The sequence below is a fragment of the Streptococcus sp. TATVAM-FAB8 genome, assembly GCF_046592795.1.
Taxonomy (GTDB): Bacteria; Bacillota; Bacilli; order Lactobacillales; family Streptococcaceae; genus Streptococcus; species Streptococcus ruminicola.
In genome coordinates this window covers 82,239-102,386 of record NZ_JAWVPQ010000003.1, presented here as the reverse complement: position 1 = coordinate 102,386, position 20,148 = coordinate 82,239, and the positions used below count along the sequence as shown (strand labels likewise).

General features: G+C 38.0%; 20 protein-coding genes. 19 read left to right on the top strand and 1 reads right to left on the bottom strand.

Annotation, left to right across the window (positions count from 1 at the left end; translation table 11 throughout):
* The first annotated feature begins 33 nt into the window (after positions 1 to 33).
* The 12 genes from SFC32_RS03150 to queF all read left to right on the top strand — a co-directional run bounded on the left by SFC32_RS03150 (position 34) and on the right by queF (position 12,055).
* On the top strand, positions 34 to 687 hold the full coding sequence (locus SFC32_RS03150) for a glucosaminidase domain-containing protein (RefSeq protein WP_411049999.1): 654 nt from the start codon (positions 34 to 36) through the stop codon (positions 685 to 687).
* A 119-nt stretch (positions 688 to 806) separates the two neighbouring features.
* Positions 807 to 1,187, top strand: a complete 381-nt coding sequence (locus SFC32_RS03145) for a DUF1149 family protein (protein ID WP_006531236.1) — start codon at positions 807 to 809, stop codon at positions 1,185 to 1,187.
* On the top strand, positions 1,187 to 2,035 hold the full coding sequence (locus tag SFC32_RS03140; protein ID WP_411050000.1) for a DegV family protein: 849 nt from the start codon (positions 1,187 to 1,189) through the stop codon (positions 2,033 to 2,035). The genes SFC32_RS03145 and SFC32_RS03140 overlap by 1 nt, the downstream gene beginning before the upstream one ends.
* 23 nt (positions 2,036 to 2,058) lie before the next feature.
* A complete protein-coding gene (gene dapB / locus SFC32_RS03135; RefSeq protein WP_074626670.1) occupies positions 2,059 to 2,826 on the top strand; it encodes a 4-hydroxy-tetrahydrodipicolinate reductase in 768 nt (255 codons plus the stop codon).
* Positions 2,823 to 4,028, top strand: a complete 1,206-nt coding sequence (locus SFC32_RS03130; RefSeq protein ID WP_039696743.1) for a CCA tRNA nucleotidyltransferase — start codon at positions 2,823 to 2,825, stop codon at positions 4,026 to 4,028. The genes dapB and SFC32_RS03130 overlap by 4 nt, the downstream gene beginning before the upstream one ends.
* On the top strand, positions 4,025 to 5,893 hold the full coding sequence (locus tag SFC32_RS03125) for an ABC-F family ATP-binding cassette domain-containing protein (RefSeq protein WP_411050001.1): 1,869 nt from the start codon (positions 4,025 to 4,027) through the stop codon (positions 5,891 to 5,893). Before SFC32_RS03130 ends, SFC32_RS03125 begins: the two co-directional genes overlap by 4 nt.
* 41 nt (positions 5,894 to 5,934) lie before the next feature.
* Positions 5,935 to 7,674, top strand: coding sequence for an ABC transporter ATP-binding protein (locus SFC32_RS03120; protein WP_411050002.1), 1,740 nt, complete (start codon positions 5,935 to 5,937; stop codon positions 7,672 to 7,674).
* A gap of 2 nt (positions 7,675 to 7,676) precedes the next feature.
* Positions 7,677 to 9,446, top strand: coding sequence for an ABC transporter ATP-binding protein (locus SFC32_RS03115; protein WP_411050003.1), 1,770 nt, complete (start codon positions 7,677 to 7,679; stop codon positions 9,444 to 9,446).
* 166 nt (positions 9,447 to 9,612) lie between these two features.
* The gene (queC, locus tag SFC32_RS03110; RefSeq protein WP_411050004.1) at positions 9,613 to 10,263 is read left to right on the top strand and encodes a 7-cyano-7-deazaguanine synthase QueC; all 651 of its coding nucleotides are present in this window, start codon (positions 9,613 to 9,615) and stop codon (positions 10,261 to 10,263) included.
* Positions 10,263 to 10,709, top strand: a complete 447-nt coding sequence (gene queD / locus SFC32_RS03105) for a 6-carboxytetrahydropterin synthase QueD (RefSeq protein WP_074626682.1) — start codon at positions 10,263 to 10,265, stop codon at positions 10,707 to 10,709. The genes queC and queD overlap by 1 nt, the downstream gene beginning before the upstream one ends.
* The gene (gene queE, locus SFC32_RS03100; RefSeq protein WP_411050005.1) at positions 10,702 to 11,415 is read left to right on the top strand and encodes a 7-carboxy-7-deazaguanine synthase QueE; all 714 of its coding nucleotides are present in this window, start codon (positions 10,702 to 10,704) and stop codon (positions 11,413 to 11,415) included. The genes queD and queE overlap by 8 nt, the downstream gene beginning before the upstream one ends.
* Before the next feature lie 148 nt (positions 11,416 to 11,563).
* Complete coding sequence (queF, locus tag SFC32_RS03095) at positions 11,564 to 12,055, top strand: preQ(1) synthase (protein WP_074602172.1); 492 nt, start codon at positions 11,564 to 11,566, stop codon at positions 12,053 to 12,055.
* A gap of 36 nt (positions 12,056 to 12,091) precedes the next feature.
* On the opposite strand, the gene SFC32_RS03090 is transcribed toward queF, so the two are convergent.
* Positions 12,092 to 12,589 carry a DUF308 domain-containing protein gene (locus tag SFC32_RS03090; RefSeq protein ID WP_411050006.1) on the bottom strand — a complete coding sequence of 166 codons (498 nt, stop codon included), beginning with the start codon at positions 12,587 to 12,589 and terminating at the stop codon, positions 12,092 to 12,094.
* Positions 12,590 to 12,825: 236 nt separating this feature from the next.
* Here SFC32_RS03090 and gdhA point away from each other — a divergent pair, with 236 nt between their 5' ends.
* The 7 genes from gdhA to SFC32_RS03055 all read left to right on the top strand — a co-directional run bounded on the left by gdhA (position 12,826) and on the right by SFC32_RS03055 (position 20,148).
* Positions 12,826 to 14,175: an NADP-specific glutamate dehydrogenase gene (gene gdhA / locus SFC32_RS03085; protein WP_039696755.1), complete on the top strand. Its 1,350-nt coding sequence runs from the start codon at positions 12,826 to 12,828 to the stop codon at positions 14,173 to 14,175.
* A gap of 156 nt (positions 14,176 to 14,331) precedes the next feature.
* The gene (locus SFC32_RS03080) at positions 14,332 to 14,841 is read left to right on the top strand and encodes a GNAT family N-acetyltransferase (protein WP_411050121.1); all 510 of its coding nucleotides are present in this window, start codon (positions 14,332 to 14,334) and stop codon (positions 14,839 to 14,841) included.
* A complete protein-coding gene (locus SFC32_RS03075; protein WP_074602165.1) occupies positions 14,838 to 15,248 on the top strand; it encodes a peptide deformylase in 411 nt (136 codons plus the stop codon). The genes SFC32_RS03080 and SFC32_RS03075 overlap by 4 nt, the downstream gene beginning before the upstream one ends.
* A gap of 144 nt (positions 15,249 to 15,392) precedes the next feature.
* Positions 15,393 to 15,833, top strand: coding sequence for a MarR family winged helix-turn-helix transcriptional regulator (locus SFC32_RS03070; protein ID WP_039696758.1), 441 nt, complete (start codon positions 15,393 to 15,395; stop codon positions 15,831 to 15,833).
* Positions 15,834 to 15,836: 3 nt separating this feature from the next.
* Positions 15,837 to 17,651, top strand: coding sequence for an ABC transporter ATP-binding protein (locus SFC32_RS03065; RefSeq protein WP_074563880.1), 1,815 nt, complete (start codon positions 15,837 to 15,839; stop codon positions 17,649 to 17,651).
* Positions 17,641 to 19,413, top strand: a complete 1,773-nt coding sequence (locus SFC32_RS03060; RefSeq protein ID WP_411050122.1) for an ABC transporter ATP-binding protein — start codon at positions 17,641 to 17,643, stop codon at positions 19,411 to 19,413. Before SFC32_RS03065 ends, SFC32_RS03060 begins: the two co-directional genes overlap by 11 nt.
* 99 nt (positions 19,414 to 19,512) lie before the next feature.
* Entirely contained in the window at positions 19,513 to 20,148 is a 636-nt protein-coding gene (locus SFC32_RS03055; RefSeq protein ID WP_411050123.1) for a GTP pyrophosphokinase family protein, read from the top strand.

Sequence of the window (20,148 nt, the reverse complement as noted above, 5' to 3'; positions counted from 1 at the left end):
GAGAGGTGACTTTTTGAAAGGAATGTATTGTATTTGGCAAAGGTAAGAAAAAGGAAGAAAAGAAGAAGGGTTAGTGGAAGACGACGTCGAAAAAATGTCCCTCGTTCTGTCTTATATGGCATGACTTTTCTAGCCTTTTTGGCTTCTTTGACCTTGATTTTCTTTGCTTATCACTCGCAGGAAGCAGCAAATCCAACCTCCGCAGACACTAGTCAATCATCTCAAGACACGACGACCATATCTTTCATTCAAACTATTGGTGAATCAGCTCGTCAAATCGCTGCGCAAAATGACCTTTACGCTTCGGTCATGATTGCGCAAGCCATTTTAGAATCGAACAGTGGTCAGTCAAAACTGAGTCAAGCACCCAATTATAATTTTTTTGGCATCAAAGGGGATTATAAGGGGCAATCGGTGACTATGCAGACTTGGGAGGATGATGGCAATGGGAATTCTTACACCATTGATGCTCAATTTCGTTCTTATGGTAGTCTGGAGGAATCTCTGCAGGATTATGCTCAGTTTCTTCAAAAAGATTTGTATGTTGGTGTGCATAAATCAAGAACCGCTTCTTATCAAGATGCGACAGCAGCACTAACGGGAACTTATGCCACTGATACGTCTTATGGTAGCAAATTAAATCAACTCATTTCAGAATACGATTTAACTATCTATGATAGTTGGTAAGCATACTTTTTTGAGTTAAAAAAAGAATTGTCAGTATTGCTTTAAAGTTCAAAGAAAAGCGTGCAAAATAGAGTTGAAATATGCTATAATGAAAAGTGATATACAAAGAGGAGATAAGTATGGAATTAGTACGTGAAAAAGAATTTGTCAACCAATACCATTATGATGCAAGAAATCTTGAATGGGAAAAAGAAAATGGTACACCGAAGACTAATTTTGAAGTCACATTTCAATTAGTGAAAAAAGACACAGACAATAATCAAACAACAATCGTTTCTGTTTTACAATTTATGGTCGTAAAACAAGAGTTTGTCATTAGCGGTGTTGTTTCACAAATGGTTCACATTCAAAATCGTATTGTCAATGAACCAAGTGAATTCACTAAGGACGAAGTTGAATATTTGGCAGCGCCTTTACTTGATATTGTGCAACGCCTAACATACGAAGTAACCGAAATTGCCCTCGATCGTCCAGGGGTTAAATTGGAGTTTAGAAGTTAATGAAATTAGCAGTTATAACAGATACAACCGCAGTTTTGTCAGATGACCTTAAGGCAAGAGAAAATCTTTTTGTCTTAGATATCCCAATCATGATTGGTGGTATTTCTTACGTTGAAGGTAAAGACTTGAGCCTTGATGATTTTTACAGAAAAATGGCTATGTCACCAACCTTACCTAAGACAAGCCAACCAAGTCTAGCAAAATTAGATGAAATTTTGACACAGCTTTCAACTGAAGGCTATACACACGTTGTAGGATTGTTTTTGTCATCAGGCATTTCAGGATTTTGGCAGAATATCCAATTCTTAATTGAAGATTATCCTGAATTAACGATTGCATTTCCAGATAGTAAAATCACTTCAGCACCATTAGGTAGCATGGTTAAAAACACACTTAATTGGGCTGAAAATGGTCTTTCATTTGATGATATTTTGGCTAAATTGCAAAAGCAAATCGATGGAACAAGTGCCTTTATCATGGTTGATGATTTAAATCACTTGGTAAAAGGTGGACGTTTGTCAAATGGTTCAGCTTTGATTGGTAACTTGCTTAGCATCAAACCAATTCTTTACTTTAATGACGAAGGTGTTATTGAAGTTTATGAAAAAGTGCGAACTGAGAAAAAAGCTATCAAACGTCTTGTTGATGTTTTGTCTGACGTGACTGAAAATGGAGAATACGAAGTTTTCATCATTCATTCTCGCGCAGAAGAAAAAGCTCAACATTTCTATCAAGCTTTGGCTGAAAGAGGTCAAACGAAGAATCTTGAAATCGTATCATTTGATGGCGTAATTGCTACTCATTTAGGGGAAGGTGCCGTTGCATTTGGTTTCACACCAATTGTCTAAGTGCTAGAGAGGAAAAGAAAAACATGAGTATTAAAGTTATCGTAGCAGGTTTTAAAGGGAGAATGGGTTCAGCAGCAGTTAATATGGTTAAGGGAGATGACGATTTAACCTTAGCAGCTTTGCTTGATCCATTTGCAACAGAAAAAGAAGTTGATGGCGTCCCAGTATTCACTGATAAATCACAACTAGTTGGTTTTGATGCTGATGTGTGGGTTGATTTTACGATGCCAGCTGTTGCTTATGAAAACACTCGTTTTGCTTTAGAAAATGGCTTTGCTCCAGTTGTTGGGACAACAGGATTTTCTGAAGATGAAATTGCCGAATTGATTGCTCTTTCTGAAGACAAGAAAATCGGTGGACTCATTGCCCCTAACTTCGCTATCGGTGCAATTTTACTCATGGAATTTGCTGCTAAAGCAGCCAAATATTTTCCGGACCTTGAAATTATTGAACTACATCATGATAAGAAGAAAGATGCTCCTTCAGGAACAGCTGTTAAGACAGCTGAATTGATTCGTGAAGTGCGTCAAGCTAAAAAACAAGGGGCACCTGATGAAGTTGAAACTCTAAAAGGTGCACGTGGTGCCGATTTCGATGGTATGCGCATCCACAGTGTTCGTTTGCCTGGCCTGGTTGCTCACCAAGAAGTTATTTTTGGGGCACAAGGTGAAGGGTTAACACTTCGTCATGATTCATATGATCGTATTTCATTTATGAGTGGCGTTAATATTGGAATTAAAGCAGTTGTGAAACAAGATAAACTTGTTTATGGTTTGGAAAAATTACTATGAAATTAAACAATCTGCCTTCTGAATTTCAGGAGGCTTTACCAATTTTAAAAAAAATTCGTGAAGCTGGCTATGAGGCATACTTCGTTGGCGGTAGCGTTCGAGATGTCTTGCTAAATCGCCCAATTCACGATGTAGATATTGCAACAAGTTCTTACCCAGAAGAAACAAAAAGTATTTTTCACCGTACCGTTGATATTGGGATTGAGCATGGGACTGTGCTTGTTCTTGAAGAAGGTGGCGAGTATGAAATCACTACTTTCCGTACGGAAGATGTTTATGTAGATTATCGTAGACCAAGTAGCGTATCTTTTGTTCGCTCACTTGAAGAGGATTTAAAACGTCGTGACTTTACGGTAAATGCTTTTGCACTTGATGAAACAGGTTTGATTATTGATAAATTTAATGGCTTAGCTGACCTGAAAGCCAAATTGTTACGTGCGGTTGGAAATCCAGCTGAGCGTTTTAATGAGGATGCCCTTCGCATCATGCGTGGTTTCCGTTTTTCAGCTAGTCTTGATTTTGATATTGAACCTGAGACTTTTGCTGCCATGGCAGCACATGCGCCCTTACTTGAAAAAATTTCAGTAGAGCGCTCTTTTATTGAATTTGACAAATTATTGATGGCACCTTTCTGGCGTAAAGGGATTAAAGCCATGATTGCAAGTGAAGCTCAAAAATACCTTCCTCATCTTGAGAATGCTCATGATCATTTGCAACAATTCTTGGATGATTTGGCAGACGATTATCACTTTAAAACATCAGAACAAGCTTGGGCAGCTTTGCTATTAGCATTGGATGTCAAAGATGTTCGTGCCTTTTTGCGAGCTTGGAAAACATCAAGTCAATTCCAAAAAGATGTTGAAAAGATTGTGTCAATCTATCGTTTCCGTTTGACAAATGAGCTTGATAAGATGGAAATGTATTGCTATGGTCGTAATCTTATCGAACAAGCAGAAGACCTTCGTTTAGGTTTTGGTCTACCAGTTGATTTTGCGACGATTGAGCGCTTGGATAAGGAATTAACCATTCATGACAAACATGAGATTGTGGTCAACGGTGGTATGCTGATTAAAGAAATGCAATTCAAACCAGGACCTGAGCTTGGTCAAATTCTAAAAGCAATCGAACAACATATTGTACTTGGTAAGCTTGCCAATGATAAAGAAGCTATTTTTGAATTTATTAGAAAGGAAAGTAAATGAGCGATTTTATCGTAGAACACTTAACGAAATCCGTTGGTGACAAGACAGTATTTCGTGATATTTCCTTTATTATTCATGATTTTGACCGCATTGGGATTATCGGGGTTAACGGAACTGGTAAGACAACCCTTTTAGATGTTATTTCGGGACGTCTTGGTTTTGATGGTGATGTGTCGCCATTTTCAGCTAAGAATGGATATAAAATTGCCTATTTGACGCAAGAACCAGAATTTGATGATGACAAGACGATTTTAGATACTGTTTTGTCATCGGATTTGCGTGAAATGACTTTGATTAAGACTTATGAAACTTTGATGGCTAATTATGATGAAGCAAATCAAGATAAGCTTGAAAAAGTCATGGCCGAAATGGATTCACTTGATGCTTGGGCAATTGAGAGTGAAGTCAAGACTGTTTTAACGAAGTTGGGCTTGGAAGATTTGTCACAAAAGGTTGGTGACTTGTCTGGTGGGCTTCGTCGTCGTGTTCAGTTAGCGCAAGTTTTGTTGAATGATGCTGATTTGCTTCTGTTGGACGAACCGACTAACCATTTGGACATTGATACCATCGCTTGGTTGACGAATTACTTGAAGACTTCTAAAAAGACAGTTCTCTTCATCACCCACGACCGTTATTTCTTAGATAATGTCGCAACCCGTATCTTTGAGTTGGCTAATAGTCAATTGACAGAATACCAAGGAAATTATCAGGATTATGTGCGTTTGCGTGCAGAGCAAGATGAGCGTGATGCGGCTACGCTTCATAAAAAGAAACAACTTTATAAGCAAGAGTTGGCTTGGATGCGTACGCAACCACAAGCGCGTGCGACAAAACAACAAGCGCGTATCAATCGTTTCAATGATTTGAAAGCTGATTTGTCTGGAACGACTCAATCAACAGAGCTGGAAATTAATTTTGAAACAAGTCGTATCGGGAAAAAAGTAATCAATTTTGAAAATGTGTCTTTTGCTTTTCCGGATAAACAAATTTTGACTGACTTTAACCTTTTGGTGCAAAATAAAGACCGCATTGGTATCGTTGGTGACAATGGTGTCGGAAAATCAACGCTTCTTAATTTGATTAATGGTGATTTGAAACCAACAAGCGGAAAACTTGAAATTGGTGAGACTGTTCGTATTGGTTACTTTTCACAGTTGCCAAAAGATATGGACGAAGACAAACGTGTCATCAATTATTTGCAAGAAGTAGCAGATGAAGTTAAGACAAGTGTCGGAACAACAAGTGTGACGGATTTGTTAGAACAATTCCTTTTCCCACGTTCGACTCATGGAACATTGATTTCAAAATTATCTGGTGGTGAGAAAAAACGTCTTTACCTTTTGAAGATTTTGATTGAAAAACCAAACGTTTTGCTTCTTGACGAACCAACCAATGACCTTGATATCGCAACTTTAACAGTTCTTGAAAGTTTCTTACAAACTTTCCAAGGTCCCGTTATCACTGTTAGTCACGACCGTTATTTCCTTGACAAAGTGGCTAATAAAATTTTAGCTTTTGAAAATGGTCATGTGCGAGAATTTTTCGGTAACTACACCGATTATCTTGATGAAAAAGCATTTGAAGAAAATGCGGTTGTTCAAGTTAAGAAAGAAGCACAACAAAAGACAGAAAAAGAGAAAACAAAGAAAAAACGTATGTCTTACTTTGAAAAACAAGAGTGGGAAGTCATCGAAGATGAAATCGCCAAGCTTGAAGAAGACATCGAATCTATCGAAGCTCAAATGCAAGAAAATGCCAGCGATTATGGCAAACTAGCTGAGCTTCAACGTTCATTGGATGAAGCCAATGAAAACTTACTTGAAAAATACGAAAGATATGAATACCTAAGTGACTTAGCAGAATAAGCAAGGTCACTTCTTTCATATAAACATTAGAAAGGAAGACTATGAAACTCATTTGGACTTATTTGAAAAGATACCCCAAATGGCTAGTGCTCGATGTTATTGGGGCGCTTACCTTTGTAGTGGTTAACTTAGGCTTACCAACGGCTCTTGCTCGAATGATTGACCAAGGGGTTACAGTTGGAAATAAGGATAAGGTTTATTTCTGGGCACTTGTTATGCTGGTTGTCATCATCTTGGGGATGATTGGACGTGTGATTCTTGCTTATGCAGCAGGAAAAATTACCACAAACATGATTAAGGATATGCGTAATGACATGTATGATAAGTTACAGCAATATTCACATCAAGAATATGAACAAATCGGTGTGTCTTCCTTGGTAACACGGATGACCAGTGATGCTTTTATCTTGATGCAGTTTGCTGAGCAGACGTTACGTATGGGAGTCATTACACCTTTGATGATGATTTCTAGTGTGGTAATGATTTTAGTAACCAGTCCATCACTTGCTTGGATTGTAGCAGTTGCTATTCCATTTTTGGTTCTGGTTGTTTACTATGTGGCAACTCGTACGCGTCCTTTATCAGAAAAGCAACAATCAACTCTTGATAAAATCAACCAATATGTTCGTGAAAATTTAACTGGTCTACGTGTCATTCGTGCCTTTGCGAGAGAAGATTTTCAAGAAAAACGTTTTGGTAGTAAAAATGATGAATATAAAAACTTATCAAGCCGCTTGTTTATTTTAACAGGTTTGACTGAACCACTTTTTGTTCTAATCATTATCTCAATGATTGTGGCTATTGTCTGGTTCGCCCTTAATCCACTTGCACATGGTGAGTTACAAATCGGTAATTTGGTTGCCTTTATTGAATATAGTTTCCATGCTTTATTCTCATTTCTTTTGTTTGCCAATTTCTTTACCATGTATCCTCGTATGGTGGTTTCAAGTGAACGTATTTCGGAAGTTATGGCGATGCCAATTTCCATTGACCCTAATGATGACGGTGTGACTGAGACAGCGACAAAAGGTTATTTGGAATTTGACAAGGTAACCTTTGCTTATCCAGGTGAGACGGAAAGCCCTGTCTTAAAAGACATTTCCTTCAAAGCAAAACCTGGTGAAACTATTGCCTTTATCGGGTCTACAGGGTCAGGTAAGTCATCACTGGTTAACTTGATTCCACGTTTTTATGACGTGACGCTTGGTAAGATTTTGGTTGATGGCGTTGATGTTAGGGAGTATCAACTGAAAGCTCTTCGTCAAAAGATTGGTTTTATTCCGCAAAAAGCTCTGCTATTTACCGGAACCATCGAAGAAAACTTGAAGTATGGTAAGTCTGATGCGACAAGTGAAGAATTGCAAGCGGCAGCTGATATCGCGCAAGCTAAAGAATTTATCGAAAGTCGTGATGACCGTTATCAAACACATTTGGCAGAAGGCGGAAGCAATTTGTCAGGTGGTCAAAAGCAACGTTTGTCAATTGCGCGTGCAGTGGTTAAGAAACCAGACATCTATATCTTTGATGATTCTTTCTCAGCGCTTGATTATAAGACAGATGCTCAGTTGCGTGCTCGATTGAAAGAAGTGACGCAAGAAGCAACCGTTTTGATTGTGGCGCAACGTGTGGGAACTATCATGGATGCCGATCAAATCATTGTGCTTGATAAAGGTGAAATTGTTGGGCGCGGCACACATGATGAACTGATGCAATCAAATGACATCTATCGTGAAATTGCCAACTCACAACTGAATAAAGCAGAAGAAATGAAAGGAGAATAAGAATGTCAAAACGAAATGTTTTTCTACGTTTATGGGATTATCTCCGACAATATAAAGGTGCACTTTTCTTAGCTGTTTTTCTAAAAATCTTTAGCAGTGTCATGAGTGTACTTGAACCATTTGTGCTTGGTCTTGCTATCACAGAATTGACGTCGAATATTTTGGATATGGCTCATGGTGTGGCTGGCGCACACATTAATATTTCTTATATTGCCATTATTTTGGTGCTTTACTTTGTCCGCGGTATGGGTTATGAGCTAAGTAGCTACGGTTCAAACTATTTCATCACCAAAGCGGTGCAAAAGACTATTCATGATTTGCGTCATGATTTAAGTGAAAAAATTAATAAGATTCCAGTTTCTTACTTTGATAGTCAGCAATTTGGTAACGTATTGGGACGTTTTACGTCAGATGTGGAAACAGTATCAAATGCTCTTCAACAAAGTTTCCTTCGAATCATTGAAGCTTTCACAACCATTACTTTGGTTATTTGCATGGTGCTTTATCTTAATTGGCATCTTGCCTTGGTTGTCATTGCCATTATTCCAATCACTTACTTTAGTGCTAAATTTATCTTGGGCAAATCACAACCTTACTTTAAGGAACAAGCTGACGCTCTTGGGGATATGAATGGTTTTGTTCAGGAAAATCTATCTGGTTTTAATGTCATTAAACTTTATGGTCGTGAAGACATTTCTAGCCAAGAGTTCCGTGAGATTACTCAAAATTTGCAAGAAGTTGGATTTAAAGCAAGCTTTATTTCTGGGATTATGATGCCAGTTTTAAGTGCGATTTCGGATATGGCTTACTTGATTATTGCGGTTTTGGGTGCTTTACAAGTTCTTTCAGGTCAACTGACTGTTGGTAATATGCAAGCTTTTGTTCAATACGTATGGCAAGTGAGTCAACCGGTTCAAACTATTACTCAATTGGCTAGTGTGCTTCAAAGTGCTAAATCATCACTTGACCGTATTTTTGAAGTTCTTGATGAGCCAGAAGAAGCAGCACAAGTAACTGAAAAACTAGAACATGACTTGTCTGGTCAAGTAACCTTTGAAAATGTTTCTTTCCAATATGTTGCTGATAAACCATTGATTCGTAACTTTAACTTAGAGGTTAAACCTGGTGAAATGGTTGCCATTGTTGGACCAACCGGTGCTGGTAAGACAACGCTGATTAATCTTTTGATGCGATTTTACGATGTAACGGATGGTTGCATTAAGGTCGATGGTCACGATATTCGTAATTTGTCACGCCAAGATTATCGCAAACAATTTGGAATGGTCTTACAAGATGCTTGGCTTTATGAAGCAAGTATCAAAGAAAACCTTCGTTTTGGGAATTTGGATGCGACAGATGAGGAAATTGTGGCAGCAGCAAAAGCTGCTAATGTTGATCACTTTATCCGCACTCTTCCAGGCGGCTACAACATGGAAATGAACCAAGAATCAAGTAATGTCTCACTTGGTCAAAAACAACTCTTGACCATTGCACGTGCTTTGTTAGCTGATCCTAAGATCTTGATTTTGGATGAAGCAACTTCATCCGTTGATACACGTCTAGAACTCTTGATTCAAAAGGCTATGGAGAAATTGATGGAAGGTCGCACAAGTTTTGTGATCGCGCACCGCTTGTCAACCATTCAAGATGCTGATAAAATCTTGGTGCTTAACAATGGTCAGATTGTTGAGCAAGGAAACCATGAAAGCCTTCTAGCCGCTAAAGGTTTCTATTACGATTTATATAATAGTCAATTTGCTAAAAACAATTAGCCATTGAATATCTTTCATAAAGATGATATGATTATTAAGTAATAATAACGATGTTTGGGAAAAGCCATCGCTAAAAAAAACCAGCCTAATGACTGAAATTAGCGCCCCTGTGGATTCCCATAGGGGCTTTTTCTTTGCCCAGATATCTTAGAAAAGAGATATTGAAATGAAACGTCAATCAGCACTTGTCGTCTTTAGTGGCGGACAAGATTCCACAACTTGCCTATTTTGGGCTTTAGAGCATTATGAACATGTCGAAACAGTGACTTTTAATTATGGTCAACGTCACAGTCTTGAAATCGAAGTTGCCAAACATATTGCTGCTGAGCAAGGTGTTAAAAATCACTTGCTTGATATGTCATTGCTAGGGCAATTAACTGAAAATGCATTGACACGTGATATTGAGATTGAAAATCCTGATGATGATTTGCCAAATACTTTTGTTGATGGGCGCAATCATTTGTTCTTATCATTTGCTGCAGTGCTTGCTAAAAAAATTGGAATTACTGACATTATCACTGGGGTTTGTGAAACAGACTTTTCTGGATACCCTGATTGTCGCGATGCCTTTGTCAAATCACTAAATGTCACTTTAAATCTTGCTATGGATTACAATTTTGTGATTCATACACCATTGATGTGGCTTGATAAGTCTGAAACTTGGGAGTTGGCCGATCAACTTGGAAAATTTGATTATGTTCGTGAAAATACTTTGACTTGCTATAATGGCATTAAAGGCAGCGGTTGTGGAGAGTGTCCTGCTTGTAAACTTCGTCAAGCTGGTCTGGAAAAATATTTAGCTAGAAGAGGGAAATAATGTTTTCAGTACCAAAAGAACTAAAAAAACCAACAGGTGAGTCTTTGGTTTATTGTCATCGTCGTGTTATGGTTTCAAAGGAATTTACTTTTGATGCTGCTCATCATTTGTTTAATTATGATGGTAAATGTAAAGCACTTCACGGGCACACTTATCGTTTGCAGATTGCCGTTTCTGGCATGCTTGATGATCGCGCAATGGCAGTTGATTTTGGAGATATTAAGCAGATTTATAAAGAACATTTGGAGCCGCATTTGGACCATCGTTACCTTAATGAAAGCTTGCCTTATATGAATACAACGGCTGAAAATATGGTTTATTGGATTTTTGAGCAGGTAGCGAAGCATTTGCCAAAGGAACGTGAAATTAGAGTAGAATATGTCCGTTTGTATGAGACACCAAGTTCATATGCTGAGTTCAGAAGGGAGTGGCTTTTAGATGACTAAACGCCCACTAATGATTCCTGTGCTAGAAATTTTTGGACCGACCTTTCAAGGAGAAGGACGAGCGATTGGTCAAAAGACCATGTTTGTCAGAACGGCTGGTTGTGATTATCACTGTGCTTGGTGTGACTCAGCCTTTACTTGGGATGGTTCAGAAAAGCCAAAACGTATGACCGCTGATGAAATTATTGCAGAGCTAGATAAGTTGGGGGCTTATGACTATGTAACTTTGTCAGGTGGTAATCCCTGTCTTTTAGGAGCTAATATGGGGGAATTGGTTGCTAAGTTAAAAGCGCGTGGTGTGACACTGGGGATTGAAACACAAGGATCTCGTTGGCAGACTTGGCTAAAAGACATCGACCAAGTCACTCTTAGTCCAAAACCACCATCAAGTCAGATGAGTGTGAATTTTGAAACACTTGATTTTATTGTGTCTCAGTTGGATAAAGGCCAAGTCACTTTTAAAATTCCTATCTTTAATGATGAGGATTTAACATTTGCTAAAATGATTCAAAGACGTTATCAGCCTGATGTTTTGTATTTATCGGCTGGAAATCCTGAACCACATGCTTCTGGAAATATTGTAGAAGCACAGCTTAATCGTCTGCGTCAGCTTTGGGAAACAGTGGCAGCTGATTCAGAATGGAAAAGTGTGCGAGTTTTGCCACAACTGCATACATTACTTTATGACAATAAACGTGGCGTTTAAAATGGAGATTTAAATGAATAAAGCGCAGCTTAATTGCTTGCGCTGATTTGGGGAGAGCACTATAACCGATTCAAGTGGCAAAGCAGACAGCCTTTGTCACAATTACACTGATATTTGATAATAAAATGGAATTAAAAAGGAGATTTTAATGACAAGAACAAATGAAATGAAAGATTTGACCCTGCTGGGAAATCAAAATACCAAGTATAAATATGATTATGATCCAAGTATTCTTGAATCATTTGATAACCGTCATATCGATAATGATTACTTTATTAAATTCAATTGTCCTGAGTTTACCTCACTATGTCCGATTACAGGTCAGCCAGATTTTGCAACGATTTATCTCTCATATATTCCTGATAAACTTTGTGTCGAATCAAAATCATTGAAACTTTATCTATTTAGCTATCGTAATCATGGTGATTTCCATGAAAATTGTATCAATACCATTGGTAAAGACTTGATTGATTTACTTCAACCACGTTATCTTGAGGTTTGGGGAAAATTCACTCCACGTGGTGGCTTGTCAATTGATCCGTATTTTAACTACGGAAAACCTGGTACCAAGTATGAAAAAATGGCAGATTATCGTTTGATGAACCATGACTTGTATCCAGAAAACATTGATAATCGTTAAAAAATAACCCTCGGATTTTTCCGAGGGTTTTGTTGATTATAATTTAAATGAAAAACTAATACCGGAAACGCCGACAGCCATTAGAAGAAGACCAGCCAAACGACCGACAAAGATAGCTGACAAAGTTGGATTAAATAGGAGGAATAATCCCAGAAGAATGGCGAGAACTGCTGAACTTAAGAAACGATTGGCATCAAAAAATCCAGCTTTTTTCATTTGAAAACCACCAATCAAACGTAAGATACCACTAATTAAAATCCAATAAGCAGCGATGGTCATGACTGCATTTGATAGAGACATAACTGAGCTTGATAGCAGGATGATTCCAAAAACAATGGACAAGATACCTTGTAGCAAGTACCAAAGCGAACGATTAACGCTACTTGAATACATAAAGAGACTTGTGAAGCCAGACAAGAAAATAATAATGGCGATAATCCAACCAATCATGGCTGTAGTCGTGAAGGGATGAATAAAGAGAAAAAGTCCGATAAGTAGGGCGATAATCCCTGACCAAAGTGATAAACCTTTCATAATGCTACCTCCTATATTGTCACCTTAATCATACCACAAATCACGAAAAAAAGATTGTTAGAAGTTATAGCTTAGAGAGTTAGAAAAAACCTAAGTGACATAAGATGTAACGTTTTATAACATCAAAATGAAAATTTTTTAGGAAAGTTACTGTAAATGCTTGACAGAAATATTCAGAAAATTTATAATATTTAATGTAATACAAAATTACAATCTCGTTTATGGAGGACATATATATGACAACAGGTAAAGAGTATGTAGCTGGCGTCTTTGAAAAGGTGAAAGCTCTTAATGCTCATGAGCCCGAATTTCTACAAGCTGTAGAAGAAGTGTTTGAATCACTGGTTCCAGTGTTTGATAAATATCCTAAATACGTTGAAGAAAATCTTCTCGAACGTTTGGTAGAACCTGAACGCATTGTTTCTTTCCGTGTTCCTTGGGTTGATGACAAAGGTCAAGTTCAAGTGAACCGTGGTTTCCGTGTTCAGTTCTCATCTGCGATTGGTCCTTACAAAGGTGGTCTTCGTTTCCACCCATCAGTAAACCAATCAATCATCAAATTCCTTGGATTTGAACAAATCTTTAAAAACTCACTTACTGGTCAACCAATCGGTGGTGGTAAAGGTGGTTCTAACTTTGATCCTAAAGGTAAATCAGATAACGAAATCATGCGTTTCTGTCAAAGCTTTATGACTGAGTTGAGCAAACACATTGGTGCTGACACTGATGTTCCAGCTGGTGATATCGGTGTTGGTGGACGCGAAATTGGTTACCTTTACGGTCAATACAAACGTCTTCGTAATGAATACACAGGAGTTCTTACTGGTAAAGGACTTACTTACGGTGGTTCTCTTGCACGTACAGAAGCAACTGGTTATGGTGCTGTTTACTTTGCTGAACAAATGCTTAAAGCTCGTGGTGAAGACTTCGCTGGTAAAGTAGCTCTTGTATCAGGTTCAGGTAACGTTGCTATTTACGCAACTGAAAAACTTCAATCACTTGGTGCTAAAGTTGTTGCTGTTTCAGATTCATCAGGTTACGTTTATGACCCAGAAGGTATCGATGTTCCACTTCTTAAACAATTGAAAGAAGTTGAACGTGCTCGTATCGTGAAATACGCTGAAGCTCGTCCAAGTGCAACTTTCACACCTGCTAACGAAGGGACTATCTGGTCAATCAAAGCAGACCTTGCTTTCCCATGTGCTACACAAAATGAAATCAATGCTGAACAAGCTAAAATGCTTGTTGACAATGGTGTCATTGCTGTTACTGAAGGTGCAAACATGCCTTCAACATTGGAAGCTATCGAAGTCTTCCAAAAAGCTGGTGTTTCATTTGGTCCTGCCAAAGCAGCCAACGCTGGTGGTGTAGCTGTCTCAGCCCTTGAAATGGCTCAAAATAGCCAACGTACACCTTGGACATTCGAAGAAGTAGATGCTAAACTTTACAACATCATGAAAGGCATTTACGAAAATGCAGCAGCTGCAGCCAAAGAATTTGATGCAGAAGGTAACCTTGTTGTTGGTGCCAATATTGCTGGATTCCTTAAAGTTGCTGAAGCAATGTCAGCACAAGGTATTGTTTAACATATTACCTTAGAACCGTATAGACGGATTCAACAAGCCATTTTGTCTTAAATTAATTCTCTAATATCAAATAACCGAATCGAGCTCACCTAGGTGGGCTCTTTTGGTTGCTTGAAAAATTTGCTATAATATTTCTATCGAAAGAGAGGTCTTCTTATGATTGAAGTGAGAGAAGTAACTGTTAAAGATGCTAAAAATCTGCTTGAATTTTGTAATCAGGTTGGTTCAGAGACAGATAATCTTTCTTATGGCAGTGAAGGGATGGGACTTTCTGTTGCTGAGGAAGAGAAAATCTTAGCAAAATTTCAAAATGACAAGATGTCATATTTTTTATTAGCAGAAGAAAACGGTCAAATTGTTGGAAGTTGTAATTGTAGAAGTTTTCGAAAAAAACGTTTGTCACACCGTGCAGAAATTGGAATTGCAGTTAAAAAAGCCTATTGGAATAAAGGCATTGGGCGTAAACTCTTAACGCGCTTAATCAATCTTAGTCGACAATCAGGTCTTAAAATTCTCTCACTTGAAGTTCGTACGGACAACAAAAGGGCTATTCACCTTTATGAAAGTTTAGGTTTTCGTAGGATTGGAACCTTTGAAGGCTTTATGGAAATTGATGGCAAGTCTATCGATTTTGACATTATGGAATTATTTTTGGAGAAATCATGATTAAAGAGATTGTAAAAGATACTTTTTTCTTGGCGCAAAAGTCGCAAGAAGCTACAAAAGAGGATTTGTATTTAGCGCAAGATTTGCAGGATACCTTAAATGCGAATCGTGCTAATTGCATTGGAATGGCAGCGAATATGATTGGTGTTAAAAAACGCGTGATTATTGTCAATATGGGCTTGGCAGATTTGGTGATGTTTAATCCAGTTATGACAAATAAATCTCTTCCTTTTGATACGGAAGAATCTTGTTTGTCTTTATTGGGATCACGTCCGACACGTCGCTATCAAAAAATTGATGTCACTTTTATGGACAAGAATTGGAATAAACAAAGCCTAACATTAACTGGTTTAGCAGCACAAATCTGCCAGCATGAACTAGACCACTTAGAAGGTATTATCATCTAGAAAAGTTGTTAATGCAGCTTTTCTTTTTTTATTGGTCAAAAAAATAATTTCCATGAGAACTTTTTTCTTGACATTAGTTCTCATAAGAACTACAATGTATTTTACAAGAATAAATCTTGAAAAATTTCAGAAAGTGAGGAAAAAATGCGAGACAAAGATCCCTTTTCACAATTTAGATATTTTATTAATTTGATGGAGAATCGGGTACATGAACTCGGTGAGCAGCACGGTGTCGAAAATCTTGCTGGTCCGCAGGGCTTTGCAGTGCTTTATTTACGTGAAAATGAAGACAAGGAAGTTTTCATCAAAGATATTGAGCGTAAACTGAAGATTTCAAAATCTGTGACTAGTAATTTGATTAAACGAATGGAAAAAAATGGCTTTATTGAGGTGGTTCCGTCAGAGGTTGATAAGCGTTATAAGCGTGTCGTCTTGACTGAGCTGGGCAAAGCAAAATCCAAAGACATCGATGCTTTTCATGTTGCCATTCATAAGCAAATTTTTGATGGTATTAGCCGTGAGGAACTAGAAATTTCTGGTCGTGTCTTTGATCGCATTTTGAAAAACTTAGAAAACAAGGAGTAACGCATGTTAAAAATTTTTAAACGTTTAACGGCAAAAGAAATCATCATGATGATTATCGCCGTCTTATTTGTGTGTTTGAATGTTTTCTTGGATTTGAAAATTCCAGATTACATGTCTGACATCACATCCTTGCTCTCAACTCAAGGAACAAAAGCAAAAGATATTTTTGCTTGGAATCTAGATGCCCCAGGTATGCGTATGGTCTTGCTTTCTTTAGGAAGTTTTGCAGCCTCTGTAGTTGTCGGATTCTTAGCCGCACGCATCGCAGCAAGTTTCAGTACGCGTTTGCGTGATGATATTTTCCATAGTGTTTTGGACTTTTCAGATGCGGAAATCAAGAAATTTTCAATTCCAAGTCTATTAACACGTACAACAAACGATATTACTCAAATTCAGTTGGTCTTTACCATGGGACTTCAAGTTATTACCAAAGGACCAATTATGGCAATCTGGGCTATTACGAAGATTGCTGATAAAAACCATGAGTGGTTGATGGTGCTGGTTGTAGCAGTGGCTGTCATGATTTTGATGTTGATTTTCTTGCTCATGATGGTAATGCCAAAACAACGCATGATTCAAAAATTAACCGATAAATTGAACAGTATCACGCGTGAATCATTGACTGGTATTCGTGTTGTTCGTGCATACAATGCTGAAAGTTACCAAGATGGTAAATTTGCCAAAGCCAATGATAACGTGACAAACTTTAACCTCTTTATCAACCGTTCAATGGCTTTGATGTCGCCAGTTATGACAAGTATTTCAAGTGGGATGACTTTGGCAATTTATTGGATCGGTGCCTTCTTGATTGAGGATATTGCTATTCCAAAAGATCCAACTAAAATCGCTGGTGCTATGCAAGATAAAGTTAATATCTTCTCAGATATGGTGGTTTATTCATCATATGCCATGCAGGTGGTCATTGGATTTATGATGATGATTATTGTCTTCTTCATTCTTCCCCGTGCAGTTGTTGCTGCTGGTCGTATCAATGAAGTTTTAGATACAAAACCATCAGTACTTTATCCAGAAGAAAGTAAAGTTCAACCAGCCGAAAAAGGTTCTGTAGAATTTGATGATGTGTCTTTCCGCTATAGCGATCACTCAGAAGCTGTTTTGGAACATGTTTCCTTCAAAGCTAAAGCAGGTGATACGGTTGCCTTTATCGGATCAACAGGTTCTGGTAAATCTACTCTAGTTAATTTGATTCCTCGTTTCTACGATGCAAGTGAAGGAACAATCAAAGTTGACGGTGTTGACGTTCGTGATTACGATCATGATACCCTTCACAAGATTGTGGGTTATATTCCGCAAAAAGCTGTGCTCTTTAGTGGAGACATTGCTTCAAATATGGACATGGGTGATAGCAATAGTTCACCGCTTGATGATGACAAGATGTGGGAAGCACTTGATTTGGCACAAGGTAAAGACTTCGTTGAAAGTAAAGAAGGTCAATTGAAAGCCCAAGTCTCTCAAGGTGGTCAAAACTTCTCAGGTGGTCAAAAACAACGTTTGGCAATTGCGCGTGCACTTGCTCGTAAACCTGAAATTATCATCTTTGATGATTCATTCTCAGCGCTTGATTATAAGACTGACCGAATCCTTCGTTCTCAATTGAAAGAGCGTACAGCTGACATGACGAAGTTGATTGTTGCTCAACGTATTTCAACAATCATGGATGCCGATCAAATCTTAGTCTTGGATGAAGGAAAAGTAGTTGGTCAAGGTACTCACGAAGAATTGCTTGCAAATAATGAAGTTTATCGTGAAATTGCCTACTCACAATTATCTAAGGAGGAATTAGAAAATGGAAAATAAGAAAAAAGCATCTTTCTATAGCAGAATGAAGCCATACATTAAAGGTTTCCAATTTCCATTTATCCTTGCGGTAATTGGAGCCATAATCTCAGCGACTGTTACTGTTATCGGTCCTGATAAATTAAAAGAAATTACAAATACCATTATGAAAGGCTTGACACCAACTAAAATGGGGACTATCCCTGGTGTTGACCTAGATAAGGTTGGACAAATTGCTTTAACCCTTGCCATTTTATATGTGATTTCTGCAGTTGTTGGTTACATTCAAAACTTTACAGTAGCTACCATCGTTCAACGTTTCTCTCAACGTTTGCGTGCAGCTATCCAAGTTAAAATTGACCGTGTGCCGCTAAATTATTTTGACAGTCATTCACAAGGGGATACCCTTTCTCGTGTAACAAATGACGTGGATTTGCTTGGTCAATCTCTTAACCAAAGTTTGGGAACATTGGTCACTTCAGTAGTGCTTTTGATTGGTTCGATTTTCATGATGTTCCATTCAAATGTCAGCATGGCGCTAACAGCAATTGGGTCAGTCTTTATCGGCTTCTTGCTAGTTGTTGTGATTATGGGGTCATCTCAACCCTTGTTTAAACGCCAACAAAATAACTTGGCAGCAGTCAATGGTTATGTCGAAGAAATTTATTCTGGTCACAATGTGGTGACAAGCTACAACGCATCTGAAGAAACTAGTCAAGCATTTAAAACACTTAACACAAATCTTTACAAATCAATGTGGCAATCACAATTCTTATCAGGTATTATGATGCCGCTCATGATTTTCATTGGTAACTTTGGTTATGTTATGGTCTGTGTGGTTGGTGCAGTTAAGGTGATTAATGGCGATATTACCATGGGTGATGTGGTAGCCTTTATGACTTACGTGCGCATTTTCTCACAACCTCTTTCTCAAATCGCTCAAGCCTTCACACAAATGCAATCAGCAACAGCTGCTATGAGCCGAGTCTTTGAATTTCTTGAAGAAGAGGAAATGGAAGATGAATCACACAAAGAACGTCAATTGTCTGATGTTAAAGGTGAAGTTACCTTTGATAATGTCTTCTTTGGTTATTCTAAAGATAAAACAATCATTCATGATTTCTCTGCCGTGGCAAAACCTGGTCAAAAGGTTGCTATCGTTGGACCAACTGGTGCTGGTAAGACAACCATCGTTAACCTTCTTATGAAATTCTATGAAATTGATAAAGGTCAAATTGCTATCGATGGTGTTGACACACGTTTGATGTCACGAGAAGAAGTCCATGACCAATTCTCAATGGTGCTTCAGGATACTTGGCTCTTTGAAGGAACAATCAAAGAAAACTTGATTTATAACCAAGAAAATGTCACTGATGAACAAGTAGTAGCAGCAGCTAAAGCAGTTGGTGTTCATCACTTTATCATGACGCTTCCTGATGGCTATGACACATACCTTGATGATTCTGTTACCCTTTCAATTGGTCAAAAACAACTCTTGACCATTGCGCGTGCCCTCTTGAAAGATGCTCCGCTTCTTATTCTAGATGAAGCAACATCATCAGTCGATACACGTACAGAAGAGTTGATTCAAAAAGCCATGGATAAATTGATGGAAGGTCGCACATCATTTGTGATTGCCCACCGTTTATCAACAATCAAGAATGCTGATTTAATTCTTGTCATGAAAGATGGTAACATCATTGAACAAGGCAATCACGATGATTTGATGACACAAGGTGGTTTCTACGCCGACCTATACAATTCACAATTTGAAGTAGCCTAAAAAAGAGACCTAATGGTCTCTTTTTTGATAGGAAGTTTGATTTATCCTTATTTTAAGATAATTTGTTATAATGACAGTAACATTTAGTTAGGAAAAATTATGACAGAATCTATATATGGAAAATACGCTGATTATCTTCCTTTGATTTTAGAAGACTTTAGCCAGCGTATTCAAGAAAAAAATGACCTGACCAAGAAAGAGACAGGTTATAAGTTATTTGAGCATTTTATATCGCGAATTAAGACACAAGAAAGCATGGTTGAAAAATGTCAACGAAAAGGTTTTGAAGTCTCAACGGAGTCAGCTCTACGACAAATTCGTGACAGTATCGGTTTACGTATTGTTTGTGGCTTTGTTGACGATATTTACCGTTTGGTAGATGTGATTCATTCTTTTGAAGATTGCAGGATTGTCGTTGAAAAAGACTACATCAAAAATGCCAAACCAAATGGTTATCGTTCTTATCACATGATTGTAGAGGTTGAGACCCCTTATCCAGATTGTCTTGGAAATGAGCAGGGCTCATACTTTATCGAGGTTCAGCTTCGCACCATTGCTATGGACTCCTGGGCGAGTTTGGAACATCAGATGAAATACAAGCATGACATTAAAGATCCAAAACGTATTGTAAGGGAGCTAAAACGCTGTGCTGATGAATTAGCATCATGTGATTTGACGATGCAGACCATTCGTAATTTGATTCAGGAAAGTTCTCGACTTGAAGGAGACGATTAA

Excerpts from the sequence above, each read along its gene's own strand:
- queF (WP_074602172.1), top strand. The coding sequence starts at position 11,564 with ATGACAAGAACAAATGAAATGAAAGATTTGACCCTGCTGGGAAATCAA.
- SFC32_RS03070 (WP_039696758.1), top strand. The coding sequence starts at position 15,393 with ATGCGAGACAAAGATCCCTTTTCACAATTTAGATATTTTATTAATTTG.
- queD (WP_074626682.1), top strand. The coding sequence starts at position 10,263 with ATGTTTTCAGTACCAAAAGAACTAAAAAAACCAACAGGTGAGTCTTTG.
- gdhA (WP_039696755.1), top strand. The coding sequence starts at position 12,826 with ATGACAACAGGTAAAGAGTATGTAGCTGGCGTCTTTGAAAAGGTGAAA.
- SFC32_RS03115 (WP_411050003.1), top strand. The coding sequence starts at position 7,677 with ATGTCAAAACGAAATGTTTTTCTACGTTTATGGGATTATCTCCGACAA.
- SFC32_RS03075 (WP_074602165.1), top strand. The coding sequence starts at position 14,838 with ATGATTAAAGAGATTGTAAAAGATACTTTTTTCTTGGCGCAAAAGTCG.
- SFC32_RS03055 (WP_411050123.1), top strand. The coding sequence starts at position 19,513 with ATGACAGAATCTATATATGGAAAATACGCTGATTATCTTCCTTTGATT.
- queE (WP_411050005.1), top strand. The coding sequence starts at position 10,702 with ATGACTAAACGCCCACTAATGATTCCTGTGCTAGAAATTTTTGGACCG.
- SFC32_RS03065 (WP_074563880.1), top strand. The coding sequence starts at position 15,837 with ATGTTAAAAATTTTTAAACGTTTAACGGCAAAAGAAATCATCATGATG.
- SFC32_RS03145 (WP_006531236.1), top strand. The coding sequence starts at position 807 with ATGGAATTAGTACGTGAAAAAGAATTTGTCAACCAATACCATTATGAT.
- SFC32_RS03060 (WP_411050122.1), top strand. The coding sequence starts at position 17,641 with ATGGAAAATAAGAAAAAAGCATCTTTCTATAGCAGAATGAAGCCATAC.
- SFC32_RS03120 (WP_411050002.1), top strand. The coding sequence starts at position 5,935 with ATGAAACTCATTTGGACTTATTTGAAAAGATACCCCAAATGGCTAGTG.
- SFC32_RS03130 (WP_039696743.1), top strand. The coding sequence starts at position 2,823 with ATGAAATTAAACAATCTGCCTTCTGAATTTCAGGAGGCTTTACCAATT.
- SFC32_RS03140 (WP_411050000.1), top strand. The coding sequence starts at position 1,187 with ATGAAATTAGCAGTTATAACAGATACAACCGCAGTTTTGTCAGATGAC.
- SFC32_RS03090 (WP_411050006.1), bottom strand. The coding sequence starts at position 12,589 with ATGAAAGGTTTATCACTTTGGTCAGGGATTATCGCCCTACTTATCGGA.
- SFC32_RS03125 (WP_411050001.1), top strand. The coding sequence starts at position 4,025 with ATGAGCGATTTTATCGTAGAACACTTAACGAAATCCGTTGGTGACAAG.
- SFC32_RS03080 (WP_411050121.1), top strand. The coding sequence starts at position 14,332 with ATGATTGAAGTGAGAGAAGTAACTGTTAAAGATGCTAAAAATCTGCTT.
- dapB (WP_074626670.1), top strand. The coding sequence starts at position 2,059 with ATGAGTATTAAAGTTATCGTAGCAGGTTTTAAAGGGAGAATGGGTTCA.
- queC (WP_411050004.1), top strand. The coding sequence starts at position 9,613 with ATGAAACGTCAATCAGCACTTGTCGTCTTTAGTGGCGGACAAGATTCC.